The organism is Desulfobacter curvatus DSM 3379 (assembly GCF_000373985.1).
In the GTDB taxonomy this organism is placed as follows: Bacteria; Desulfobacterota; Desulfobacteria; order Desulfobacterales; family Desulfobacteraceae; genus Desulfobacter; species Desulfobacter curvatus.
This window is the reverse complement of sequence record NZ_KB893060.1, coordinates 30,283-55,504: the sequence shown is the minus strand read 5'-3', so window position 1 is coordinate 55,504 and position 25,222 is coordinate 30,283. Positions and strand designations below refer to the sequence as shown.

Annotated in this window: 20 protein-coding genes; 4 read left to right on the top strand and 16 right to left on the bottom strand. The window is 50.6% G+C overall.

Going from position 1 to position 25,222, the window contains the following annotated elements:
- Window positions 1-378: 378 nt before the first annotated feature.
- On the bottom strand, window positions 379-1,239 hold the full coding sequence (locus tag B147_RS0113640; RefSeq protein WP_033397387.1) for a hypothetical protein: 861 nt from the start codon (window positions 1,237-1,239) through the stop codon (window positions 379-381).
- A 422-nt stretch (window positions 1,240-1,661) separates the two neighbouring features.
- Between B147_RS0113640 and B147_RS0113635 the strand changes: the two genes are divergently transcribed.
- A complete protein-coding gene (locus tag B147_RS0113635; protein ID WP_020587760.1) occupies window positions 1,662-3,542 on the top strand; it encodes a DUF294 nucleotidyltransferase-like domain-containing protein in 1,881 nt (626 codons plus the stop codon).
- Between the two features lie 88 nt (window positions 3,543-3,630).
- On the opposite strand, the gene B147_RS0113630 is transcribed toward B147_RS0113635, so the two are convergent.
- On the bottom strand, window positions 3,631-4,659 hold the full coding sequence (locus B147_RS0113630; protein ID WP_020587759.1) for a pirin family protein: 1,029 nt from the start codon (window positions 4,657-4,659) through the stop codon (window positions 3,631-3,633).
- A 16-nt stretch (window positions 4,660-4,675) separates the two neighbouring features.
- A complete protein-coding gene (locus tag B147_RS0113625; RefSeq protein WP_020587758.1) occupies window positions 4,676-5,653 on the bottom strand; it encodes a quinone oxidoreductase family protein in 978 nt (325 codons plus the stop codon).
- A 400-nt stretch (window positions 5,654-6,053) separates the two neighbouring features.
- On the opposite strand from B147_RS0113625, the gene B147_RS0113620 reads away from it, so the two are divergent.
- The 3 genes from B147_RS0113620 (at window position 6,054) to qrcD (ending at window position 11,348) form a co-directional block, all read left to right on the top strand.
- Entirely contained in the window at window positions 6,054-6,461 is a 408-nt protein-coding gene (locus tag B147_RS0113620; protein WP_157237885.1) for a hypothetical protein, read from the top strand.
- Between the two features lie 362 nt (window positions 6,462-6,823).
- Window positions 6,824-10,036, top strand: coding sequence for an AfsR/SARP family transcriptional regulator (locus tag B147_RS0113615; protein WP_020587756.1), 3,213 nt, complete (start codon window positions 6,824-6,826; stop codon window positions 10,034-10,036).
- Between the two features lie 76 nt (window positions 10,037-10,112).
- Window positions 10,113-11,348 (top strand): menaquinone reductase integral membrane subunit QrcD, encoded by a 1,236-nt coding sequence (gene qrcD, locus B147_RS0113610; protein ID WP_020587755.1) that lies wholly within the window; start codon window positions 10,113-10,115, stop codon window positions 11,346-11,348.
- A gap of 11 nt (window positions 11,349-11,359) precedes the next feature.
- On the opposite strand, the gene B147_RS28375 is transcribed toward qrcD, so the two are convergent.
- The 13 genes from B147_RS28375 to B147_RS0113545 all read right to left on the bottom strand — a co-directional run bounded on the left by B147_RS28375 (window position 11,360) and on the right by B147_RS0113545 (window position 25,148).
- On the bottom strand, window positions 11,360-15,679 hold the full coding sequence (locus tag B147_RS28375) for an efflux RND transporter permease subunit (RefSeq protein WP_020587754.1): 4,320 nt from the start codon (window positions 15,677-15,679) through the stop codon (window positions 11,360-11,362).
- Window positions 15,676-16,764, bottom strand: a complete 1,089-nt coding sequence (locus B147_RS0113600) for an efflux RND transporter periplasmic adaptor subunit (protein WP_020587753.1) — start codon at window positions 16,762-16,764, stop codon at window positions 15,676-15,678. Before B147_RS0113600 ends, B147_RS28375 begins: the two co-directional genes overlap by 4 nt.
- Window positions 16,765-16,840: 76 nt before the next feature.
- On the bottom strand, window positions 16,841-17,461 hold the full coding sequence (locus tag B147_RS30305) for a TetR/AcrR family transcriptional regulator (RefSeq protein ID WP_020587752.1): 621 nt from the start codon (window positions 17,459-17,461) through the stop codon (window positions 16,841-16,843).
- 155 nt (window positions 17,462-17,616) lie between these two features.
- Window positions 17,617-18,054 (bottom strand): Fur family transcriptional regulator, encoded by a 438-nt coding sequence (locus B147_RS0113590; protein WP_020587751.1) that lies wholly within the window; start codon window positions 18,052-18,054, stop codon window positions 17,617-17,619.
- Window positions 18,055-18,058: 4 nt separating this feature from the next.
- Window positions 18,059-18,901: a metal ABC transporter permease gene (locus B147_RS0113585; protein ID WP_020587750.1), complete on the bottom strand. Its 843-nt coding sequence runs from the start codon at window positions 18,899-18,901 to the stop codon at window positions 18,059-18,061.
- Entirely contained in the window at window positions 18,888-19,661 is a 774-nt protein-coding gene (locus tag B147_RS28365) for a metal ABC transporter ATP-binding protein (protein ID WP_020587749.1), read from the bottom strand. The genes B147_RS0113585 and B147_RS28365 overlap by 14 nt, the downstream gene beginning before the upstream one ends.
- Window positions 19,662-19,699: 38 nt before the next feature.
- On the bottom strand, window positions 19,700-20,629 hold the full coding sequence (locus B147_RS0113575; RefSeq protein ID WP_020587748.1) for a metal ABC transporter solute-binding protein, Zn/Mn family: 930 nt from the start codon (window positions 20,627-20,629) through the stop codon (window positions 19,700-19,702).
- Between the two features lie 210 nt (window positions 20,630-20,839).
- Window positions 20,840-21,286 (bottom strand): DUF1178 family protein, encoded by a 447-nt coding sequence (locus tag B147_RS0113570; protein ID WP_020587747.1) that lies wholly within the window; start codon window positions 21,284-21,286, stop codon window positions 20,840-20,842.
- A 17-nt stretch (window positions 21,287-21,303) separates the two neighbouring features.
- On the bottom strand, window positions 21,304-22,650 hold the full coding sequence (locus B147_RS0113565; RefSeq protein WP_020587746.1) for a B12-binding domain-containing radical SAM protein: 1,347 nt from the start codon (window positions 22,648-22,650) through the stop codon (window positions 21,304-21,306).
- Window positions 22,640-23,119, bottom strand: a complete 480-nt coding sequence (gene ahbB / locus B147_RS0113560) for a siroheme decarboxylase subunit beta (protein ID WP_020587745.1) — start codon at window positions 23,117-23,119, stop codon at window positions 22,640-22,642. The genes B147_RS0113565 and ahbB overlap by 11 nt, the downstream gene beginning before the upstream one ends.
- Before the next feature lie 48 nt (window positions 23,120-23,167).
- Window positions 23,168-24,271, bottom strand: coding sequence for an S-methyl-5-thioribose-1-phosphate isomerase (gene mtnA, locus B147_RS0113555; protein WP_020587744.1), 1,104 nt, complete (start codon window positions 24,269-24,271; stop codon window positions 23,168-23,170).
- A 233-nt stretch (window positions 24,272-24,504) separates the two neighbouring features.
- The gene (locus B147_RS0113550) at window positions 24,505-24,891 is read right to left on the bottom strand and encodes a type II toxin-antitoxin system VapC family toxin (protein ID WP_020587743.1); all 387 of its coding nucleotides are present in this window, start codon (window positions 24,889-24,891) and stop codon (window positions 24,505-24,507) included.
- On the bottom strand, window positions 24,888-25,148 hold the full coding sequence (locus B147_RS0113545; RefSeq protein ID WP_020587742.1) for a RodZ family helix-turn-helix domain-containing protein: 261 nt from the start codon (window positions 25,146-25,148) through the stop codon (window positions 24,888-24,890). Before B147_RS0113545 ends, B147_RS0113550 begins: the two co-directional genes overlap by 4 nt.
- Between the last annotated feature and the right edge of the window lie 74 nt (window positions 25,149-25,222).

Genomic DNA, 25,222 nt, shown 5'->3' with positions numbered 1-25,222 from the left:
CACACGACCAGAACCCAGACAACAAAAAATTTATAAAGCTTTGGAGATAGGTTTATATCCAGGGCCGGTGATTAAAAACATTTTTAGACAAAAGTAGTGCCATAACCAGGAACTTAAAAACAACAATCCGCGTGATTACAATAAGTTATAATTTGCAATCGAAAACTTGGGTTGATATTAATCTTGCCCTGGAATTTATATCAGATCTGCCTCCCCAATAATCCTTACTGATATGTTTCGGAATCGCGAAAATAATCGATTGTGGTGGTATGTATATCATGTTTTTTGTCGATTCCTTAAGCCCGTCACCGGTTTATTCATTGGTTATAAATCAATAATCAAGGCCTAATGATCAGTCTGATTCGATTTTCTCCCCTTCTATTCTTCGGGTTTCGATAATGGCAGTATCAGTGGCAAGATCTGCTCGAACACATTATTGAACGAGTAATCGCTATTTCCTTGCCAATGTTGCATGGCAATTATTTCCCGCAAGGAGAGACGCCCCTTTAGACTGGATATCCCATCTTCATAGAAATGAATGGGCATACGTTCAACTTCCGGAATAGATTTTTGAAACTCTTCCATTATTCGAGGATATGCGGCATTGACTTTTTCCATGGGGTTTTCGATAGGGGACGTAGCCATCTTCAGGTCATTGATCAGACCATCGGGATCAATCACTTCCTCCAGCCCCTTATCGAAATAGTCCTGGTGTTTAGGGACAAATCCTTTCGAACCATCATGAAACTTATTCAAAACAGTAATATCTTTAACCTTAGCGGCCTTTCTTGGTAAATATTTGTCGAAAAATACGACTGCTTTGATGGCCCGATCAAAGGAATTGAGGTCAAGAACCATTTCGCCCTTGTTCCTGAAGAAAAAAGCCCCAAGAACGATCGGCCTTCTTTCAATAGGAATATCCTTATACGTGCCCTTGAACTTCAATCTCTTGGCTTCCGCCTCGTACAGCCATACCCATCTATCTCGAAACGAATCATGTTGCATACAACGAAGTTTTAAAAATACCCGATGTATTTTTTTTGAATCCAACAAATCATAATGCAATCTGGCCAGCATATAGATTTCTTTGGTCATGGTAGTTAGGAGCCTTCTATCCTCATTCCCACCTTGAGGCATTAAATCCTTTGATACCTCTACTATAGGGGACGGCGATTGCCTGTTGGCGGTGTTACGGATTGACATCGTTTTTTTAAGTCTTCTTTTTGCTTTTTTCCCCACAAGCTACTCCCAATGATGAATCCACCAGCAAAACGTACTTTCCCCAATTTTTAAATTTTTATCTTTACCCTCTATCTCGTTCAGATGCAATTCATATATTTCCCAAGCCTTTATTGAAGCGGCGTTGGCTACTTTTGTTATTGGTGACCTGGATCGGAAATCTGGAAGACCAAATTAAGGGGCTGAGGTGAAGACTACCCTTCGACCAGGCCCTGTTTTTTGGTCGGACAACGCCCCCAGACTTTCCCTGTGAAGCAGGTGTCTGGGGAAGCCATTAAAATTTTATCTTCGGCGTTATCAAGATTTTGTGGTAGATTACGACAGCTTCAACCTTGATGCCTTGCATCTGAAATCCTTATGACTTCTTAATCATCAATTTTAAGGATGGTTTTCGCCAGTTTAAAAGGAATTAAACAAGACAGATGAATATTGAATTACAGGAAATACGCAGCTTTCTGGCAAACAACCATCCATTTGACCTATTGTCGGAAAAAACGTTGTCCGACTTGCCGGAAAAGATACAGATACGCTATTTTCGCAGAGGTTCCGAGATACCAGAGACCGGAACCCTATTTGATCACCTTTACCTGATCCGTACCGGAAAGGTGGAACTTAATACAGCGGACGGTGAGCTGCAGGCCCGCCTCGGTGAAAATGATATGTTTGGATATCGTTCATCCCACGTCGGTAGCCGGGACAAACTCAAAGCATTTGCCATGGAGGACACCCTGGTATATCAGCTCCGCGCTGCTGATCTATACAGGATTTGCGATCAAAATGTCCAGCGCCACAGTTTCTTCGATACCTCCGATGAAGTGCAAAGTAGACGGCAGCGTGAAGCCACAAGCCTGTTCAGTCAAAGTGATCAGACCCAGCTCAACTTGATGCATACACCGGTCAGGGAACTGTTACGCCGCACCCCGGTCAAAGTACCGGTTACAGCCACCATACATGAGACTGCCCAGGTAATGAGCCAAAAGCGTGTCTCTTCAGTCCTTATATACCACGAACCAGAACGCCGCGAACAAAAACTGATCGGGATTGTTACCGACCGTGACCTGCGCAACCGGGTTATTGCCAAGGACCTGGACCTTAACGACAGAGTAAGTGAAATCATGACCGAGAACCCGGTTACTATTAACAGCAGCGATTTTGTTTTTAAAGCCCAGCTTCAAATGGTCCGCTACAACGTCCATCATATGCCGGTAATGGCCAACAACCGCCTGGCGGGCATGATTACCACCACGGATCTCACCAGACAGCACACCTGCCCTACGGTCTATATTATTGGTGATATCTACAAACACACTGATATTGACAAAATAAAGGAGGTAACGGCAAAGATTCCCGAGCTGCTGGTCAATTTGATTGCCTCCGGAGCAACAGCCATGAGCATAGGGCACCTGATTACGTCTATCACAGATGCCGTCACTACCCGCCTGCTTCAGTTGGCAGAAAAAAGACTGGGGCCTGCACCCGTGGCCTACGCCTGGGTTGCCGCAGGCTCCCAGGCGCGAGAGGAACAGATTGCCAAGACTGATCAGGATAATATCCTGATCCTGGCGGATGATTACATTCCAAAAGAGCATAGCAAATACTTCAGTCTGCTGGCCAGACATGTCTGTGATGGACTCAACGCCTGTGGCTACATTTACTGCCCCGGCGACATGATGGCAACCAACTATGATTGGCGCCAATCTCTGAAAGTCTGGAAAAAAAATTTCAATCAGTGGATTGACCGGCCTGACCCCGAAGCCCTGATGCTGACCAGTGTCTTTTTTGATTTACGTTGCATATACGGCAACCGCAACCTGTTTCAAGACCTGCGTGATCATGTATTAGGCAAGACCCGCGACAATCAAATATTCCTGGCCCATATGACAATGAACGCGCTTTCCCACCAACCACCGCTGGGATTTTTCCGTAATTTTGTATTAATCAAAGGTGGAGAACACGACCAAACATTTGATATCAAGCTCAATGGCATTGTCCCCATTGTGGACCTTGTCCGTGTCTATGCCCTTGCCCAGTGCAGTAGCGCAATCAATACCCTGGATCGCCTTGATTTGATGGAAAGCAGCAAAGCGATCTCTAAAGACAGTGCCGGGGATCTGCACGATGCGCTTGAGTTTATAAGCAATTTGCGCATTCAGCACCAGGCAAGACAGGTCAGAGCCGGCAAGAAAATGGACAACTTTGTGTCACCGGACAACCTTTCTCACGTTGATCGCAACCTCCTTAAAGAAGCATTCCTGGTGATTCGTAACATGCAGTCAGTGATGAAGTATCGATACCAGCGGTAGACCAGGAATTATGTCAATCTGAAACTATCTGTTCAGCATTGACAATTTGTCCAGATCACCTTGCCTTGGGGTTAATGTTACCTCGGCATTACCTGTTTTCCCTTTTGCCGTCTGTATATTGGGAAAACCGGCCCTGTTCCGAACCATGTACCGGATCTGGTTGGGACCAGGGCCATCCGCCAAACCGTGTTTTTTGGTAATCATCATAGGCCTGTCTGATCTCTTCCTGGGTGTTCATAACAAAAGGTCCGTGCTGGGCCACGGGTTCGTTAATTGGTTTTCCCTGCAGCAAGAGCAGATGGGCCTCGTGGCCGCCGTTTTTCAGCGGTACCGGATGACCTGAAGCCAGATCAGCCGAATGGTAATCTTTGATCATTGTTCCGGCAGCCTGGATCGTATCGCCGTTATAAAAATAGAGGGTCCGGTTGATGCCCGCCGACGCCGCAGGAAGCGTCCATCTGGCATTTGCTCCCATTTTTACCAACCATATGGCAACCTCATTGGCCGGATCATTGGCCCAGGAGTCAGGGGTAGGACCCGGGGGAACGGTATCCTGGATCGCTCCGGCAATCACCCTTATATCAATGGGTCTGCCCTGGGCATCCTTTTCACGGCGGATGGGTATCTGTTCCGCCCACAGCATGGCGTAATGGGGGGTGGCAAATTTTTTCTTTCGGGGCAGGTTTAGCCAGACCTGAAACAGCTCAAGGGGGTTGGGTTTGTCCTGATGAATCAGGGGGAACATTTCAGCATGCTGGATGCCGGCTCCCGCCGTCATCCACTGCACATCTCCGTTTCCGTAACGGCCGGCAGCTCCCAGGGAGTCGGAATGGTCCACAAATCCGTTTAAAACAATGGTAACGGTTTCAAAACCTCTATGGGGGTGGACGGGAAAGCCCGGAACCCTTTGTCCATGGTACATCCTCCACCCATCCTTTACAGTAAAATCCTGACCGATATTCCTGCCCGCCAAAGGGGCGTCAGGCCCCAACTGTTCGTTTCCTGCCGGGTAATCGTCCTTGTGATGAACACAAAAAAGAAACGGATTAACCGTTGGCCAATTAAACCCCAAGGGCTCAATGTTTGAAACGATATTTAAATCAGCGTTTTCGGACATTATTCGCCTCTCTTCTCTAAATGGTAAGGATGGATGACCCTTTTGTCTTTCGTGCTTCCAGTTCCGTGTGCGCCAGGGCCGCATCTGCAAGGGGATAGGTCTGGCCGACCCGGATATTTATTGCCCCTTGGAGAACATGATCAAAAAGATCTTTGGCATGATCAAGAAGATCCTTGCGCTGGGCAGTATATGCCATAAGGCTTGGCCGGGTCAGAAACAAAGAGCCCTTGGCGGCAAGGATGCCGGGATCAAAAGCAGGCACCGCCCCCGATGACTGCCCGAAAGAGACCATCATGCCCATGGGCCTTAAACAGTCAAGGGATTTCATGAAGGTGGCCTGGCCCACAGAATCGTAAACAACGTCAACCCCTTGGCCGCCTGTAATCTCTTTAACTTTTTGAGGGAAATCTTCATGGTTGTAAAGGATGGGAAATTCACAACCGTTGGCCCGGGCAAGCTCCGCCTTTTCTTCTGAGCCCATCGTACCGATCACCTTTGCCCCGATATGCCTTGCCCATTGGCAAAGGATCAGCCCGACCCCTCCAGCTGCGGCCTGGACCAGAATGGTATCCCCGGCACTGACCGAGTAGCACCCCCGGATGAGATAACGGGCAGTCATACCCTGTAGCATTATGGCAGCAGCCTGTGTTGTGGGTATTTCTTCGGGTAGGGAGACAAGACGATGTGCGGGAATAACTCGTTTCTCAGCATAAGCCCCCATGGGAACGCCGGCATAGGCCACCCTGTCACCAACATTAACCTCGGTTACACCGGACCCGACGGCTTCCACAATACCCGCGCCCTCCAGGCCCGGTATAAAGGGCGATTCAGCCACCGGGTAAAGTCCTGTCCTGTGATAGACGTCAATGAAATTAAGCCCCACCGCATCATGGCGCAGGAGCACCTCGCCGGGGCCGGGTCGACCGGGATCATGATCCTTCCACTCCAGAACCTCGGGGCCGCCTGTTTTGCTGATTATAATGGCTTTGCTCATCTTTTGCCTCACTGGTATAATTATATTTCTCCCCACGGGATAATTACCGAATCCAACAACGTTGATTTATAACTTAATAATCTTTTTTCATAACGCAACACAAACAACCGGACCGACTGGTAACGGACATCCCTATTGAATCAGTCCTGACCTTTAGAAAGAACAGTCCGGTTCTCCCATAACGGCTATTGGGGAGACGCCTTTTAAAAAAGAAGTATCTCTTTATACAGCGGCAGATGTCTGGTTGAAGGTTGAAAAAAGAGGATTTCAACCTTTTGTTATCAAAATTGACACAGCCCGGCCTGTGAAAATTTCTGCAAGCCTGACACTGGCGGATGAAACTGTTTGTCCGCCTAATACAACACAATTGTTAAACGAATCAGATGATATTCTTGTCTTAATGCCAAAAATAAAGGTTATCGCTCGTGGTACTTTGGGCAATGAGACGTCCCAACAGGGAAATAATCGGGTCTCAGGTATCATTGGCCGGGAGTTGACTGCTGAGCTTCAAAAAACAAAACCGGCTCGGCTGCTTGATAGAAAGAGTTCAGCTGACAGGAGATTCAATGCGCTGTGGCGGGATGGCAGAACCGCCATGGAAATTGTTGATCCTGTCCGTTTTTCATATACCACTTGCCCTGTAAGGCTTGAAACGGCCTCAGGCCGGAAAACGGCTTTAAAAATAGGCCGGGAATATAATGCAAAGGCTGTTATGATAAAAGAGATGATATTATCTTCACCCAGACAACCACGGGAAATTCCCAGACCGGGGGAAATCTTTTTTCCAGATTCAAATCTCAGCAGTTAGCCGCTGAGGCCGTCCACCTTGCGATAGAAGATACGGTCAAACAGGCTCTGAAAGGACTGTCAGAGACAGATGAGTTGGGTCAGGATTGATAAACCGAAACGAATTTAGTATCACCAAAACCGGTTTTAAAACATTTTAATTTCACGTTTATATGAAAGTCTCCAGCAACTAACTGGATTCTTTCTATCTTTGTTGTGGGCCGAAGCCCGGGTGTAGATAGACCAAGGACGGCCCGTGGCCGTTATAGGAAGGCTTATGGACGGGCCTCCCAAATCCGTTATCATCAGTCAACTTGAAATCCGGTTCATATTTTTATAGTATCCCCTTCAACAGGCAACGACTAACGTTCGGGTTGCAGGGTCATGAACATTCTAAACTCAAAACTTCAGGTTCCCAAACGGTATCACACGCTTTCCAGAAAGCGGCTGGTCCGGTCTTTGAACAAAATCAAAACGGCAAAATTGGCATCCATCAGTGCCGGTGCCGGATACGGCAAAACGGCTCTGGTTGCAGACGCGCTTAAACAAATGAACCTTGACGCCCTCTGGTACCGGCTGGATGAACAGGATAACGATTTTGCCGTGTTTGTTGCCTATCTGTATGCCGCTCTTAAACAGCACGGCTCTGGTGTTGATGAAATGGATATGCAGCATACGGTTTCAAAAACCGGTTTAACAAAACACACCGAGACCCTTTTGGAATGGCTGGCTTTTCTGGAAAAGACGGTAACACAGCCCAGCGTCATCGTCCTGGATGACTATCATCTGGTTGGAGACAATCCCGCCATCAATCAAGCAATACAATTTATTATCGATCGCCTGCCGGATCATATTCACCTAATTCTGATCGGCCGGAAAAATCCAGGGTTTGGCTTATCAAAGCTACGGGCAGAAGAAACGCTTATTGAAATTGATGAAGCTGATCTGGCGTTTACCCCCGGGGAAATCAAACTTTTTTTCTCGGATCACATATTGCCCACCCCAACTTCTGCCAAGGATATCTTTGCCGGCACAGGAGGGTGGGCAGCCGGTCTGGTGCTGCTTCGCTATTCACTGGAGAAAAAAGCGCCTGAAGAGATCAAAGCCGCAATTGACTCATTCGTACAAAACCCGGGACATATATTTTCTTATTTCAAAGAAACCATATTTGATCTGCAGCCGCCTCATTTCAGAGCATTTATGATGAAAGCAGCCCTCCTTGCCGAAATAAACATAAACCGCTGCAGCAAAATATTTCATGAAGATAATGCCGCCGCCATTATCAATAAAATGGTTGACGACCATTTAATGATTTTTCCCACAGATGACGTTGGCACAGGCTTTTACCTGCATCATCTTTTCCGGGATTTTTTAATTGACCAGCTTCATCAAACATTTTCCAGGCCTGAAATCAATCAATTGCACCGCCGGATTGCCCGTGAACTCGAAACAGAAGATGTCTTTCAGGCCATCCACCACTTTTTAGAAGGCCAGGCTTTTGATGACGCCATTCACCTCATCGGAACCCATGAAAGAAAATTTTTGCTGGAAGGGAAAGTCAATTTTCTGGGCCGGTGCTTAAATAAACTACCCAAATCCGTTATTGAGAAAAATCCCGAATCACTGCTGGCCCAGGCCAAACTTTTTTCCCATTTCGGGAAGCACAAACAGGCCATGGAAAACCTGACCCGGGCCCACCAGCTGTTAAAAAAACAAAAATCCGGAGACAGAATGGTCAAATGCCTCATTGAGTTGGGCACCCAATACTATTCAACCGGGTATATTAAAGAAGCCAAGCTGCTTATGGAACAGGTGCTTGGAGAAGTGCAGGAAAATTCTTTTACTCACATTACCGCACTGGCCTACCTGACATTGCTCTCCTCAATTTTATGCGAGTTTGAAACTGCGGAAAACTACTATAAAACCGGACGGGAAATAGCCCGGGGGCTTTCTTCCGGTTTTGAAAGCAATTTATCTGAAATTTCCGTAAACGTTGCTTATACATACACATTGTATATTAAAGGAAGATTTAACCAGGCATATCAACTTAGCAAAAAGATACTGAAAAAAGCGCTTGAGTCTGGCGCAGAGGCATTTTTATCCCTGCTCAATTATCAGTTCAGTTCCCACTATTTTATGCTGGGAGAATATGAAAAGGGCATTGAATATGCAAAAAAAGCCATTGCGATCTGTGATCAAACATCCCAGTTTGACAGCACCCGGGGATGGATCTATTTCATGTGGGCCCAAAACTGTGTCGCCCTTGACAGAACGGATCAGGCCCTTGAACTGATCCAAAACTGTGTTGTGATATTCGAGGATATGGGAAACCGCTGGGGTCTTGCCCATGCCTGGGAGCTGCTGCATAAAATAGATATTGCCCGAGGGGATATGCAGTCGGCCCGGCAAAGCCTGGAAAAGGCCATGGACACCATCAAGGGTTACGGGCTGGTTTCCACAGAAGGCATCTTTGAAAACAGCCTTGCCCAGCTGTATATTCTTGAAGAAAATTACTCAAGCGCCTTGGATTGTCTTGAACGTGCAAAAGATAAATTTAAAGGTGTGGATTTCCATCTGTTCTGCAACCATTTGCTGGCGTCAAAAGCCTGCTTTAAATCCGGTATGCTGCAAAAAGCGCTCAAGTGCCTGTCACAAGGTCTGGCTTTATCTGAAAAAAGAGACTACCACCGGTTTGTTAAAAAAGAATCCCAGTGGATCAATTCTCTTTTGAAGTCCGGTTCTTCAAAACAGATAACACTGAACAAAAAAACTGATGCCTACCTGAGATCCGTTATTAAAGCAGATATGACAAACAAACGTCCGGTCTTGAAAATCAAGTTGTTTGGCCGGTTCAAACTGACGATTGATGATAAAGAGATCCCGCCGGCCAGATGGAACAGCTCAAAAGCGCTCATGATTCTCAAGTATCTTGCCGCCAACAGAACCAGAGGCTTTATTCCCCGGGAAGTATTGATTGAAATGCTGTGGCCCGAGGCTGACCCGGAAAAAACAGCCGGCCGCTTTCACATGGCCATGAGCGCCCTTCGCAAAATCCTGGAACCCGGGATTCTCCCCAAAAGGGCCTCCACATATATTGAACGCAAAAAAGACACCTACAGACTGTACGATGACAGCAGAATCCGGATTGATTCAGAGCAGTTTTCAGATGCGCTCATCCTGGCAAGGGCCAACAGGGACAATCCCCCAAAAGCGCTCGAATCATACCGTTTGGCCCTATCCCTTTATGGGGGATCATTTCTGGAAGAAGATCAATATGAGGACTGGTGCAATCGCTTAAGAGATAAATTCAACTCAGATTACCTGATAATGCTCAAAGAGATGGCTGATATTTACGAAAAGCAGGATGACATGGAAAATGCCCTTCACTGCAACCAAAAAATCCTTAGCATTGATTCTTTTAATGAAACCGCAGCAACAAAAATAATGGCCTTCCATTCAGATCAAGGCAGTTTTACCCAAGTAAAACAGACATATCAAACTTACCGGAACGCCGCGCAGGAGTTGGCATGCCCGGTCAGCCCAGATGTGGAGGCACTGTATGAAAAGCTTATCCGAAAAAAAGCTCAATTTAGTTAATCTTTAGTGCCATGTGCTATAGACCCTAAAAACCTGATTATTTATCCTTTAAATGGTCGTCAAGGAGATTAAACACATGGATTCCGGATTATTGCCCAAAGGAACAAAACGCTGCGCCATGGGGAAATTTTATTTCAGATTAACCGTTGTGGGGGCTGTTCTTCTTTGGGGAGTTTATGCCTGGGTACTGATCTACTGGAAGGGGTTGAATCAAACCAACATGGACGATTACTATGGATTCGCCCTCTGGATCTGGGCAGACCTGGCAGTCATCGCAGTTGGCGGCGGCGCGTTTTTCACAGGACTGCTCAAGTATATTTTTAACGTTAAAGAACTTAAAAATATAATCAATTTTGCTGTGATCATCGGGTTTGTCTGTTATAGTTCCGCCCTGATGATCCTTGCCATTGACGTGGGGCAACCATTGCGTTTCTGGTTCATTTACTGGCATGCCAACATCCACTCCATGCTGACGGAAGTGGCCTTTTGCCTAACCGCTTATTTTATGGTGCTGACCATTGAATTCATCCCCAATATTCTGGAAAACAGGCAAGCCGCCAAAATTTCTTTTTTCAGTCACCTAAGCCACAACATGCACGGCGTCATGGCTGTCTTTGCAGCAACCGGTGCCTTTCTCTCCTTTTTCCACCAGGGGTCTCTTGGCGGGGTTACCGGTGTTATGTTCGGCCGCCCGTTTGCCGTCAGGGAAGGCCTGCTGATCTGGCCCTGGACCTTCTTTTTATACACCTGGTCTGCTGCGGCGTTTGGACCGTGCTTTACATTACTGGTCACAAATATCACCGAAGCCATTACCCATAAAAAGCTGATAAGTGACCAAACGGTTCACCTTCTGGCAAAAATATCGGGCTGGATGATTGTGTGTTATATGGTTGCCAAGATCATTGATACCATCTACTGGGCAACGGTAACCGCACCCGGACTCGGATTTGAGTTCAGCCGTTTTTATTCAAACAACAGTTTCTACGGCTATTGGATTTTAATCGCTGAAGTCGTGTTCTGCGGAGTTGTCCCGGGGCTCCTGCTGATTTACAAACCCACGCGTGAAAATCCGGCAATGCGCCTGACTGCCCTCATTCTGGGCGTAATCGGCATCTGTCTGAACCGCTGGGCCATGGTGCTCCAAACAATGGCCGCCCCGGTCATGAGTTTTGACACTTGGGCGCTATACGTGCCAAGCTGGCAGGAAGTGGCCACGACTATACTGCCCGTGGCTTACGGCATCATCCTGATCTCGGTTGCATACCGGTACCTGCCGGTATTCCCCCAGGAAATTAAATTGAATGACGGGTAAGAAGTAAAACTTCAAAAGGGAGGTTTGTCTTTCCCCGTAATCATCCACAATCGAATCCAGGCCCGGACAATCCTGAGCCGGGCAATTTCACGCATGGTCCGGCGTTCCCGGACTTGGGCTTCGGCATCGAGTAGATCATTTGTCGTGGCTCGGCCGCCCCGGTAACGGGCGCGTTCTACCCGCAGGGTTTCCTCGGACTGGACAACGCCCCGTTCTTCCACCCGAAACGCGTCCCGGCCATTTTCGATGGCGGTAGTTGCGGATTTCACATCAAGGTTTATGCCCTGCCGGGCTTCCTCAAGGTCATAGCGAAGGGAATCTGTGCGAGCGGCTATGGCGGCGGCTTGAGGGCCCCGGGTCCCGGCGGTGAAAGGCGTCCAGGTAAGGGTGAGCGATACCTGGCACCACTCTTTTTCCGTATAGGACGAGGGATCATTCCAAACCCAGGCGGCGTCGGCGTCCAGTCGGGGCCAAGCACCTGCGCGCACGGCCAAGCGCCGTTTTTCCAGGGCCTCAATGGCGGTTTTAAGGGCGGCCAGATCCGGGCGTTGCGCCAGGGCCATGTCAAATGCCTCAGAAGCAGAGGGAGACTCGCGGTTCACCAGATCCGGGGCAGGTTCCGGTTCCAAGAGCCCGTCGTAATTCACGGCCCGGGCCAGAGCCACCAGGGCAATATCCCGGGAGCGCTTAAGCTCTCTCATATCCTGCTGGGCCTGGTCATGGGCCAACTCGATTTTAAGCGCATCTGCCTCCAAGGCCCGGCCTACGCCTACCATTTCCCGACTCTCATTCAACCGGGCGGCCAGACTCTTCAAAAATGCTCCGGTGGCGTCAATCCGGGCATCAATCTCCAGGATATATAGACAAGCATCCCCCGCTTCGGCGGCCATTTCCCGGCGGAGCCATTCCGACCGCAAAGACTCTGACCGGGCTTCGTCACGCGCGGCAGGCGCCGAGTAAAGAAGCCCGGCCGGATCAAATATCGGTTGTGAAATCTTGACCGTGGCGGCATTGGTGTTTCTTTCACCAGCTAAAAACGCCCCGAAGGGTGTTTCCATGGCTTGGTCCCGGTCCCGCCATGAATGGGATGCCGATGATCCAATGACGGGCCAGAGCGCCGTTCGGCGTTCGGCTTCAGCCGCCTTTTGTGCGGCAAGCACCAACGCATCCGCAGATGCAACCGCCGGACGGGCCATGGCCATCTCCATGGCCCGGGTCAAAGAGACACGGATCGGTCCGTCTGCCCTGGCAGCCGTTGCCCCTGCCAGGACGATAACCATAGACATGACAACCCCAGTGCCCCGCTTTCCCATGGCGGGAAGGTGAAACGATCTTGGACTGAACATGACTCGGTACAGGGCCGGAACCACCACCAAGGTCAGCAACGTGGAAGCCAGGAGTCCGGAAATCATGGCTGAGGCCAGGGGCGGCCACAGGGTGGAAGACGACAGTGCCAGGGGGAGCAGTCCGGCCACCGTTGTGGCGGTGGTCAGCAGGATGGGACGGATTCGGCGGGACACGGCATCCTCAAGGGCCTTGCCCACACCGGCTCCTGCGCGCCGCCGGTTTTCCACCACTTCCAGCAGCACGATGGCGTTATTGACCACGATACCCACCAGTGCGATTATGCCGAGCATGGACATGAATCCAAAGGGTTGCCCGCCGATAAGCAGGCCGGGCACGACTCCAGCAGCGGAAAGGGGCACCGTGGCCAAAATGATGAACATGCAGCGGAATGAATTAAATTCAGCCAACAGCACAGCGAGCAGAAGTATCAGCCCAATAGGAAACGTTTTCATCAACGCAGTATTGGCCTCTCCGGAGCCTTCGGCATCCCCCCCAAACCCGATCTCCACACCCGGGGGAAGATCCATGGCCCTGATCCCGGGTTCCAATTGTGCCAAAATATCGCTGAAGGTATATCCCTCCATGAGTTGGGACGACACCGTCACCACCCTGCGGGTGTTCCAATGCCTTACAGCAGCAGGCCGCCAGGCCGTCTCTATGCTTGCCACCTGAGCCAGAGGAATGAGCTGCCCATCCGGAGCGGCCACGGAAATAGATGCCAGATCATCCATGGGCAGATTTTCTCCTGCGGATGAGCGGATCACCACCGGGATGGGATCTTCTCCCACGTGAAGTTCACCAACTGGAAGCCCCCGGGTCCGTCCGTACAGGGCTTGGGCCAAGTCCGCCCGGGATAAACCGTAGCGGGACGCGGCCGCATCATTGATGTTGAATCGAATCGTTGGTGCGCCAGGTCCAAGATCGTGCCGAACATCTGTGACGCCGCCGATTTTTTTCAACTTTCCGGCGACCATTGCCGCGGTGGTATTCAGATCCTCCAGATCATTTCCATATATTCTAACTTCCACCGGAGCCCCAACCGGAGGCCCCTGTTTGAGTTTCCGGGCCACCAGTTCCACGCCGGGAAGCTGGGCCTCGACATAATTCCGGGTCCAGGTCAACAATCCTGTCAAATCTCCCCTCTTCCGTGTTTCGACGATGAGTTGGGCCAGATGCGGGCTATAGGGAATCCGGTTGATGTTGTAGTAAAACTTGGGAACGCTTCTGCCTATCAAAGCGGTGACCTTGACCACCTCCGGCCGGGACAGAAGGGCCTGTTCTAATTTTTGGGACGCTGCATCCGTGGCGTCCAGGTGAGATCCCTCGGCCAGTTTCAGGTCCATCACGCACTGGTTCCGGTCCGAAGCCGGAAAAAACTGCTGATGCACCCACCCGGCGCCTGCAAATGAACTGGCCACCGCTGCCAAGGCGGCCAGAATCACCCACCCGGACCGCCGGACCGCGAAACGGGCCAGTTTCGATCCCAAGCATTCAGCCGACGACACTGCCTTTAACGATCTTGGTTTCAAAAACATCCGGGAAAGCACAGGTGTCACCAGAAGGGCAAACAAATAGCTCACCGACAAGGTCAGCATGATGACAATGGGAATGCTCTTTGTAAACTCCGCAGTGAGTCCCTTGGCAATCAGCATGGGAACAAAAGCGGCCATGGTGGTGGCTGTGGCACCGGCCAAGGGGACCGCCAGTTCCCGGACCGCTCCACCGGCCGCCTCCCCGTTGCGGGCGCCCCGGTCCAGGCGCCACTGGATATTCTCCGCCACCACGATGGCGTTGTCCACAAGCATGCCCAGGGCCAGCACCAGTGAGGCAATGGATACCTGATGAAGCACGCCGCCCGCCCAGGCGAAAACAGCCAGGGACGACAGCGTAACCAAGGGCACCACGGAGGCGACCACCAGGCCCATGCGCAGGCCCATGGCGAGGATCAGAATGCCGCCCACAATCAGGATTCCGAGGAGGAGAGACTGGCCTAATTCCCCCAATCTGGCCTCGGTGCGTTTTGGCTGGAACGTCACCTCCTGTATGGAGACCGGACTTAAGGCCGGCGCAATGGCATCGACCTTCTCCCGGACGGCCTGCCCAAAATTCACAAGATTGATCTCCCGGCGGGGAACTATGGCAATACCCAGAGTTCTCGTACCGTTTACACGCATCCGGGACGTGGTCGGCTCTTCCGGTCCCAGATGAACCCGGGCGATTTCCCCCAGGGGAATTGAACTTCCTGAAGAAAGCAGAACCTGGGTCCGGGCAATCTCCGCCACGGATGAAAACTCGGAGAGCGGCCGCAGACGAACGGTTTTATCTTCCAGCCGGAGTGAGCCGCCGGCAATGATCTGATTCCGGGCATTAAGCAGCTTCGCCATTTGAACGGCATCAACGCCAATGCGCCGGGCCGCAGCGTCATCCAGGTCCAATGTGACCTGTTCTCCCGGGTCGGCAACGATTTCCACCCGGCTCACCATGGAAAGGGCCAGAAGGCCGTCCTTCAGTTTCCGGGCAGCGTCCAGAAGCACCAAGGGATCGGGATCGCCTGACACGGCCAGCACCACGGAGTCCTGGTCCATCATGTCGTCGTCCAGGGCCGGCGGGGCCGCCCCGTCCGGAAACTCCCCATATGCCGTTTCAAGGGCTTCCCGCACGTCGTCCCAGGCTTCCGAGAAGTCTGCTGTGCCCCCTCTCAGTTCCACGAAAACCACAGCGACCTCGTCATACGCTGTGGCCTCGATCTTTTTGATATCGGATACTTCGGCCAAGGCGTCTTCCATAGGTTCCAGTACAAGGCGTTCTACGGTTTCTGCGTCCGCGCCCGGATAGGCCGCAACGATCTGCCCCCAGAAATCGGGAAGGCGCGGGTCTTCCTGACGGGTCATGGTGGTCCACATGAACGCGCCCACCAGAGAAAGAACGCCTGCCAGGGTCAAGATCAGCCGGCGTTGGTTCAAAATGGCGTCAACAATTTTCATAATGCCACCCTCACCCTTTCACCGTCTCTGAGCATGGTATGGCCGGAAACCACAACACGATTCCCCCTGGACAGGCCGCCCCGGACAACGACGCGGTCACCCGAGAATGACCTGAGCGCCACCGCCACCCGGCGGACCACCTCTCCATCAAGGCAGAAAACATACGGGCGACTGGAACCCGGATTCAGGACAGACTTCACAGGTACGGTGAGTTCCCCTTCGGTTTCCACTTCCAGGACCAATTCTGCGGTCATGCCGGCGGAAAGGCCGGGTACCGGTTCCAGGGCTGCCACAACCGGAAACAAGCGTCCCGCTGCGGCCGCAGCCCGGGCTACGGATTTGACCCGCCCGGCGACCTGTTTTCCACCGGCTATGGGCAGGATCACGCAGACGGATTCCCCTTTCGCCAGCGTCATGACCATGTTCTCCGGGACCTCCACCTGCAATTCGATATCCCCGTCCCCGGACAACTCCACAACCGGTTTACCCGGAGAGGCATATTCGCCAGGTTCCAGATAAACAGCAGTCACCGTTCCGGCAAAGGGGGCCTTGAGCGTTGCCTCGTTCAAGACCCTTTTGGCCTCGTCCAGCTGGGCACTTGCTGCCGAAAGCGACGCATTAACGGAATCTGCTGCGGCGGTTACCTGCTCCAATTCCTCGGCCGTTGCCGCCTGCACGTCTGCCAGTTTTTGAATACGTTGCCTATCTCTCCCGGCTTGGGATGCGCGAACATTCAGTTCCGCCACTGTTGCCCGGGCCATGTTCACCATGTTCCGGTATTCCCAGACATCAATCCTGGCCAGTTCAAGGCCTTCTTTTACCCGGGATCCCACTTCCACCGGTCTATTGACCAACCGGCCGGGAATGGAAAATGCCATCACCGCGCGTTGAACGGCTCTGGTAACCCCTGAAAACCGAATCGTCCGCCGGGTGGTGATTTTCTCCACCTTGTCCACGCCAACAGTAGTAATGTGTTGCCGGGATGGCGAGGCCTGCTGTTTCTGAGGCCATATCCATAAGGTCAGAGCAGCCCCCAAAAAGATGAATCCGAAAATCACATGCAGATGCCGGGTCTTTGTTTTCATGATTTCCTCCTGTTCAGTTTGAATCGATTGCACTTAACCGGCCGGCCGGTCAATTAAATTTTCAAAAAAATGCCGCTTATCGCGGCAAAAGTCCTTCCAAAAAAATCTTACTGACGGCATCCAGGTAAGCCTCGTCCAAATCTTCCGGCAGACCTTCCGAACCGAAATCGCTCAAAAAATGCTCCTTATCCTGAAACCAGTGCTGACAAAGACCGATGAACGTAAACAGGATAAACCGTGGATCAATATCCTGGCGGATATAGCCGTCCCGCTGGGCCTGTCTCAATTCGGCTCCCCCGATTTCCACCAGCTTTTTATCCTTTTCCAGGCACATTTCCTGGTCCCGCTCCAGATACATCCAGACCAGGATACGGATCAACTGGGGATTTTTTTTCAAAAACCGGAAATAAACGGCCACGGATTCCCGGAGCAGCTCCAGTCTGTTGGAGTTGTCGTATTGGTCAAACATCTCCATCTGCTTTTGATAATACTCCTCAAATCTGCGGGCCTTAACTTCTTCCCACAGTCCCTGCTTGGATCCAAAATAATGGTGGATCAAACTTTTTGTAATGCCGGCCCGCCGTGCGATCTGGCTCATGGCGCTTTTTCCGAACCCCTTTTCAAGAAACTCTTTCTCTGCGGCATCCAACAGTGCTTTTTTCGTGGCTTCCGGGTCTCTTGCACGTTGAACGCTCATTTATATCTCCATCATTTTTTATGTTTTGTTGTGGGCAAACCAGGCAGATAACAAATTCGTTCGTGGTAGTTTTTATTGCTACCTATTAACCGTCCGGCCAATCAACAATGCACAGAGAAGTGACTCTTGTCAAGCCTAAAAATAAGGAAGCCAGATTACTCCTTTTTCTTAAGGCAGTTTCTGCAAATGCCGTCTATACGCAACTCAAACTTATCTATACGGCCCGGGAAGGTATTTTCAAAGGCTTGAAAATCAATGTTCACGGCTTCAGGTGTCAGGCAGTCCATGCGCCCGCACCGGGTGCAGTAAAAATGGGGATGTGCCGGGTGATGTGCGTTGGGAGCCATGCCGTAGTAGGCGGCCCGGCCGCCGGTGGCGATCCTGACCACAATCTGCTTTTCAACGAGCAGATCCAGGATGCGGTATACGGTTACCCGGTTGATGTGGGCAGATCTCTCCAGGGTTTCGTGGATATCTGCCGCAGACAAAGGAAAATTGTTACCGCCGATGACTTCCAGTACCCGCATCCGGTTGGTGGTGGATGCCACACCCGCGTCTTCAAGCAGTTCCCTGTAATCACAGTGGATACACATGATCTTACCTTTTGACTTCTCCGGCATGCTGAACCGTTCTGGGTATAAACGCCCAGAATTTTTCAACACCCAGGGAGACCAGGAACACGGTGCCGGCCACCATGATAATGGCAGCCCCCGAGGTCAGATCAAACCGGTAGGACAAATACAGCCCAGCCATGGTGAAACAGGCACCCAGCAAACTTGAACCAGCCATCATGGTCCCCAGGGACCGGGCATATTTTTCCACCATAAACGGCGGGATGGTGAGCAGCGCAATCACCATGATCAACCCCACCACCTGGATCACCATGACCACGGTAAGCCCGAGCATGGCAATCAGGGAAAAGTAAATCCCGCGCACCGGAAGCCCCCGCAAACCCGCAAATTCCTCGTCATAGGAAACCGCCATCAGTTCTTTATAAAAAAAGACAACCAGAAAAAGAATCAGGGCACCAATGATACCCATAATAACCAAGTCTGATCCGGGCACGGTGAGAATGCTGCCGAAAAGATAGCTCATCAGATCCACATTATACCCCGGGGTCAAATCCACCAGAATTATGCCGAATGCCATGCCCACGGCCCATATGACACCAATAACCGTATCGGCCCGTTGTCTGTTGTTCAGGGTAACGGCTGCCATAACCAGAGAGGCGCCCAGGGAAAACCCCATGGTGGAAGGAATTATCGGCCAGTTAAAATAAAATGCCATGCCAATCCCGCCATAAGCGGCGTGGGCAATGCCACCAGACAAAAACACAATGCGGTTCACCACCACCAGGGTACCCATGATGCCGCAGATGATGCTGGTCAAAAGCCCTGCGGCCAAAGCATGGCGCATAAATTCGTATTTAAGGATTTCCATCGGCACCCCCTGCAGTTTTATGTCCTGGTGCCCCGGGCATGACCTGGGCCAGCACCTGCACCCGGCAGACATCTTCCACCGAGCATTCATACATGGTTTCAAGCATCTGCCCTTTAATCTCCTCTTGGGAATGGTAATGCAGCCCGTGGTTCACGCAGGCCACGGATTTGACATAGCCGGACACAGCAAACAGGTCGTGGGTGACCACCACAATGGCCACATCCTTATTCAGGATTTCAAGCAGGTTTAAAAACTCTTCCTGGCCCCTTGAGTCAATGCTGGCCGTGGGTTCGTCAAGAAACAACAGCCTGGGCTGGGTCATCAGAGACCGGGCAATGAATACCCGCTGGCGTTGGCCCCCTGAAAGTTCCCCGATCTTTTTGCGGGCGTGTTTAGCCATGCCCAGGCGCTCCAAGGTGGCTAACCCATCTCTTTCGCACTCTTTTCTGGACCGTCCGGATTGCCCGAACCGCCCGCCTGTCCCCAGGCATCCCATGAGCACCACATCCAGTGCGGTAATGGGAAAATGATCGTTGATATGGACATTCTGGGGCACATATCCCAGGTCCTGGCTATGCTTGCCGGGACGCTCTCCTAACACCCGGATTTTACCTTTATCAGGTTTAAGAAGACCCAGGATCAGCCGGATCAGGGTGGATTTTCCTCCGCCGTTGGGACCGATAACGGCTATAAAATCATGCTCCCGGATGGTTAAATTGATGTCGGAAAGAACGTTCTCTCCATTGTAGGAAAAATCCACATTTTCTACCGTAACCAGCGCTTTTTCTAGAATCTCGACTATTTTAGGACCTCCTTGAACTGTTCAGCTTCCTTTTTCATATTATCCAGCCAGTCCAGTGCCAGGGGGTTGGCCGGTATAACCTGTCCGTTAATCTCCTTGGCCACAAGAGCTGCACTTTTGGTTGAAAACTGGGGCTGGACAAAAATCACGTTGATCCCTTCGTCTCGAGCATGTTTGATCAATTCCTGCAGTTTGGCCGGTTTCGGATTTTTGCCTTCTATTTCAATGGGAATCATTTTCAGATTGTAATCCCGGGCAAAATACCCCCATGACGGGTGAAAAACCATAAACTGCATACCGGCTTTGCCCTTCAGCATCCTGGCCAAATCCTGGTCCAGGGCATCAATCTCCTTGATAAATGCATTATAATTGGCCGTGTAAAAATCCTTGTTTTCAGGATCTTCGGCGGCAAGGGCACCAAGGATGTGACCGGCCTGGATCTTGACCAGCCTGGGGGAGAGCCAGATATGAGGGTCCAGCCCGGCATGGCCGTGATCAGCATCGTGGTCATGGTCGCTTTCTGTCTCAGCCTTGGTATCATAGTGTTCGGCCTGTTCTTCCCCCTCGTGATGGTGAACACCCATGGGCATTTTTTTTATCCCTTTATCCGTATGGACTATGGTCATATCCGGATTGGCAGATGCAATTTTGTTTAGCCAAAACGTTTCAAAGGGCACGCCAATGGAAAAATAGAGGCGGGTCCTGGATAATTTGGCCATTTGCAGGGGTTTTGGCTCATATGTGGCCGGGCTGGCCCCGGGCTGAACCATTACGGAAACATCTACTTTATCTTTGCCAATTTGTTGCACAAAATATTGCTGGGGCACGATGCTGACAAATACGGGTACCGGCGTTTTAGCCCAGACCGGCCCGTAGAGCACTGCGATTACTGAAATTACAGTAAAAAACTGAACAATCCTTTTCATGTCAGGCTCCTTTTAGATAGATTTTATATCGTCATAACGGACAGAATCATGAACGACTCATAAATGCAAATTTATTGCATTTTTCCAAAAAGGCAAGGGTGTTTTTGTTTTTTTCCCACGAAGGTCACGAAAACCACGAAGTGTCATGCTGTAATATCTTAATGACCTTCGTGCTTTTAATTGGAATTGCAGGGAACAGGAAACAAGGAATTAATTGAGGTCCTCGTCATCTCTAATAAAAGTTGGAATTTTCATTACCGGAACCCCTTCCTTTTCCAGGGTCTTTTCCTCTTCCTGGGTTGTGGTGCCCCGGATCTGTTTAAATTCCTTGGCTCCATAATGCATTTCCAAGGCTTGTTTGGCAAAGGATGAGCCGACATCTTCGTAGTTGTTTTCAACGTACCGGGTCACTTTTTCGGCAAACTCTGCCATGGCGTCCAGTTGGGCCTGGGAGGCCATCTCCCGGCCGGAACCGGCAGGGCTTGGGGAGGCAGATTTTCGTATGGCCACGGCAGACAGTTTGGGGCTTACGGAGAAGCTATCACACACAGGACATTGCAAAAGGCCCTGCTCTTGCTGCCGGTTAAGATCGTCCCGGTCATCAAACCAGCCTTCAAAAATATGGCCGTTAATGCATTCCAGATCAAATACTATCATGATTAGGGGGATATACGTTATTTCACCATTTTTTTCAATTGAGAAATGCGCTCCAGGTCCTGTTGCGAGCGCACACAGGGAAACAGGCTGTTGTTGGTCAGCGCCGGATGGGCCGTGATATCAAAACGGGCATTTTTTACGGCATCCGCCCACATGGGGGTATGGGGAATGGGGGTGTAATAGGCCAGAACCGGGGTTACGCCTAAGCGTTTCACCAAAGCAATGGATTCTTCCACCTCATCAAGATTTTGGCCAGGCAATCCGCACAAGAGGTAAGCCCCCAACTGGTCCTTTGCAAACCCTGCTGTGCGCAGGTTCTCCACGGCCGTAAAAAATTCATCCTGTTTAACTTTAATGTCGTGGCGATGACTTGAAAAATCGGTAGTTTCAAGCCCCAGGCGAATGGTTTTAAAGTCAGCCTTGAGCATCAAATCAGCTGCTTTTGCCGAAATCTCTTTTATATGCAGGGCATTAGGAGTGTGGAAAAAAATGTTCATTTCTGCATCAATGATGCGTTCAAGCAAGGGAAACGCGTATTTTTCCGGATTGATCAGAAGCGCATCATCGTAAAAGGCAAAATTTTTCACCTGGGAATTGGTGTACCAGTGCCGGACTTCCTGAAAGACATTTTCCGGGGAGCGCCTGCGAAACCGTGGTTCAAGAAAGGAGGAGGCGCAGTATTCGCAGGAAAAGGGGCACCCCCGGGAGGTCAGAATCGGGGCATAAGCCATGGTATCCTGGAGATCCAGGGCGGCAAAAGGTGTGGCGTCAAGGTCTGCCGGGTCCGGGATGTAATTCAGGGTAAATCCGGTGTATGTTTCAACCAGGTCTGCAAGGACGGATTCGGCCGCGCCGGTAATGACCTGGTCTGCCCCGGAATATTTTCGGGCATGGGTCTCACAAAGGCTGGCATAAATACCGCCCAACACCACGGGCACGCCGGGAAAAATCTTTTTAAGCAGATCAATGGTTTCAGCCACACCCGTGGCCCAGTAGGTCATGAGCGAGGTGACCAAAATCAGATCGGGCCGATCCATTGCCGAAAGATCCTGTTCAATCCACTCCATTAAAGCCCCGTACCGGGTGAAATTTTCATTGGTGTCTCCCAGATGAGTTTCAAGCACCTCGGGTAAAGGAATCGGGGTTTTATCAAAGGGGCCTCTGCCGTCCCAATACACCTTGACACGCTTTGTTCTCCTGGGATGGAACCGATTCATGCAGTCCAAAAAGGAGACCCGCACCCGGTTCTGACGCAGGATGGCGGCAATGGTGAAAAGGCCTAAAGGCCGGGCCCAGAAATCAAAGGCGGCAAAATCATGGACCCAGGGGTTAACGCAAAGGATATGGGGCGGGTCAGTTTTCAAAATACTGCATGGAGGTTTTTTTCAGCTCCCGGCGGGAAAACAACAGGGTGTAATCTTTTTCACCTGTGGCCTCGGAAATTTTTGCAGCAATGGCAAAGCATTCGTCTTCGGATGACCCGTGAACCATGGTGTACAAATTTTTATCCCACCCGGACGCAGGATCTCTTCTGTAACAATGGGTAATCTCACGGAAGGATGCCATAATACGGCCCACCTCTTCCACCCGCTCTTCGGGCACTTTCCAGGCCACCATGGCATTGGCCTTAAACCCAGATTTCTGATGTTTGAGGGTGGCACCGAAGCGCCTGATCATATTTCTGTCATGGAGACCGGAGAGCACTTCAAGAAATTTTTCCTCTGAAATCCCAATCTGTTCTGCCATGACAAGATAGGGGCGTTTGCAGACCGGAATATCGGTCTGCAACAGTGAAATTACTTTTTTTTCCAGGTCTGTGAGGGATGTTGTCATAAACTGTTTTCCAAAAAACTCTGTTTGGGCCGCGTCTTCATGCGCAGCCTATTTTTTCTCCGGGAACAATGCCATAATCTCGTCTTCAGTGGCACCACAGATGCCGCGCTCGGTGATGAAGCCGGTCACAAGACGGGCCGGGGTCACATCAAATGCGTGGTTGGCGGCCGGACTGTTTTCCGGCGGCACCAGGACCGATGAAATCTTTCCATCGCAAGCCCCTTGCACGTATTTAATCTCGTCCGGATCCCGCTCTTCAATGGGAATATCTTTTACACCATCGGTGATGGTCCAGTCAAAGGTGGATGAGGGAAGTGCGACATAGAAGGGCACATCGTTGTCCCGGGCAGCCAGGGCCTTGAGATAGGTGCCGATTTTGTTGGCCACATCACCGGCCCGGGTGGTGCGGTCCGTGCCGACAATGACCAGATCCACCATGCCGTGCTGCATGAGATGCCCCCCGGCATTATCCGTGATCACGGTATGCCGGATACCGTGTTTGCCAAGTTCCCAGGCGGTCAGGCGCGATCCCTGATTCAAGGGTCGTGTTTCATCCACCCACACATGAATATCAATACCTGCATCAAAGGCGGTGTACATGGGCGCTGTGGCCGTACCGTACTCAATGCAGGCAAGCCACCCGGCATTGCAGTGAGTCAAGATGTTTACGGGCTCACCGTTTTTCTTTTCAGCAATCTCTTTGATGATGGACAGGCCGAATTCACCTATCTTCCGGCAGTTCACCGCCTCTTCTTCCACAATATCCAGGGCCTCTTTTAAGGCGGCGGCCACCCGGGCATCATATCCGGATGCGGAGAGGGCTTTTTCCATAACCCGGTCCACGCCCCAGGCCAAATTGGTGGCCGTGGGCCGGGCATCACTAAGGCGTGCACATTCACGTTTAAACCATGCATCGTCCGCCCCCTGATTGCCCTGCTGCACCAGAATAACATAGACTCCCAACGCCCCTGTGGCACCGATCAACGGGGCACCCCGGACATACATCTCCTTAATGGCATGGATGACCAGATCGTTGGTGGTCAAATCTGCCACTATCAATTCATGGGGCAGGCGTCTCTGGTCTATGACCTTAACGGTTTTTGACTCTTTATCAAACCAGATGGGCCGCATCTGTTTTCCATCCACATTCATGGCACGTTTCCTTCGGGGTTTTTTAATTCTTTTATAAGAAAGTCTGGGCAGGTTACTCAGATCTTTCTATCTTTGTTGTGGGATATGCCTGGCAGTTGATATGTCAGGTCGGCCCATGGCCGTTATATCAGATCAAACACTTTATTTGTATCATAAAACCCCAAACCGGATCAGGAATCAAGACGCAATGCTATTTTAACCAAATGGCAATATCACAGGTGGCGAATGCATTATCAAATCAGCACCAATCCCGGAATAAAATAAAAATGTTTATCCCGGGTAAACATTTGATATCCGTGCTGGAAGGCAATGGCGGCAATCCATATATCATTGGTTGGTATGGGTGTTCCTGCTTTCTTTAGATTATGAAGTACAAAAGCATAAAACTCAGCCGTTTCTGCATCAACAGAAAGAACAATAACCCGCGGGGAATCTAAAAAAAGGTATAGTTCATCCCGGTTTGCCGCTTCCCAGCTGCCACCTTTGAATCCGGCGTAAAGTTCTCCCACGCTTATGGCTGAGAACCCGATGCAGTCTATTTTCCTTAATTGGCTGACAACGGCAACATCTCCTTTCATGGCCAGGGAATAAATGTTGGTATCAATCAACACCTTTTTCATTCCCATATCTCCGGGTCAATGCGCCGCTCTTTGCTGATGTTGTTTTCTATCGTTTTAAATTCCGTTTCGCTCCATCTGCCAAAAAGCCCGTCAAGATCATCATACTCCCTGGAATACAACTTCTGTTTTTTCATGCCAAGACGTTCCTGGATCAGGTCAAGGATCAACTGGTTGACACTTTTGCCTTTTTCCTGGGCAGTCTGTTTCAATTTTTCAGCAAGCTGAGGCTCAACACCTCTGATTGTCATTGTTTTCATATGCCCTCCAAATTGAAATCTGTTTTTGATATCACTTTAGAGTCATTATATGACATCATTCGTTGAATATCAAA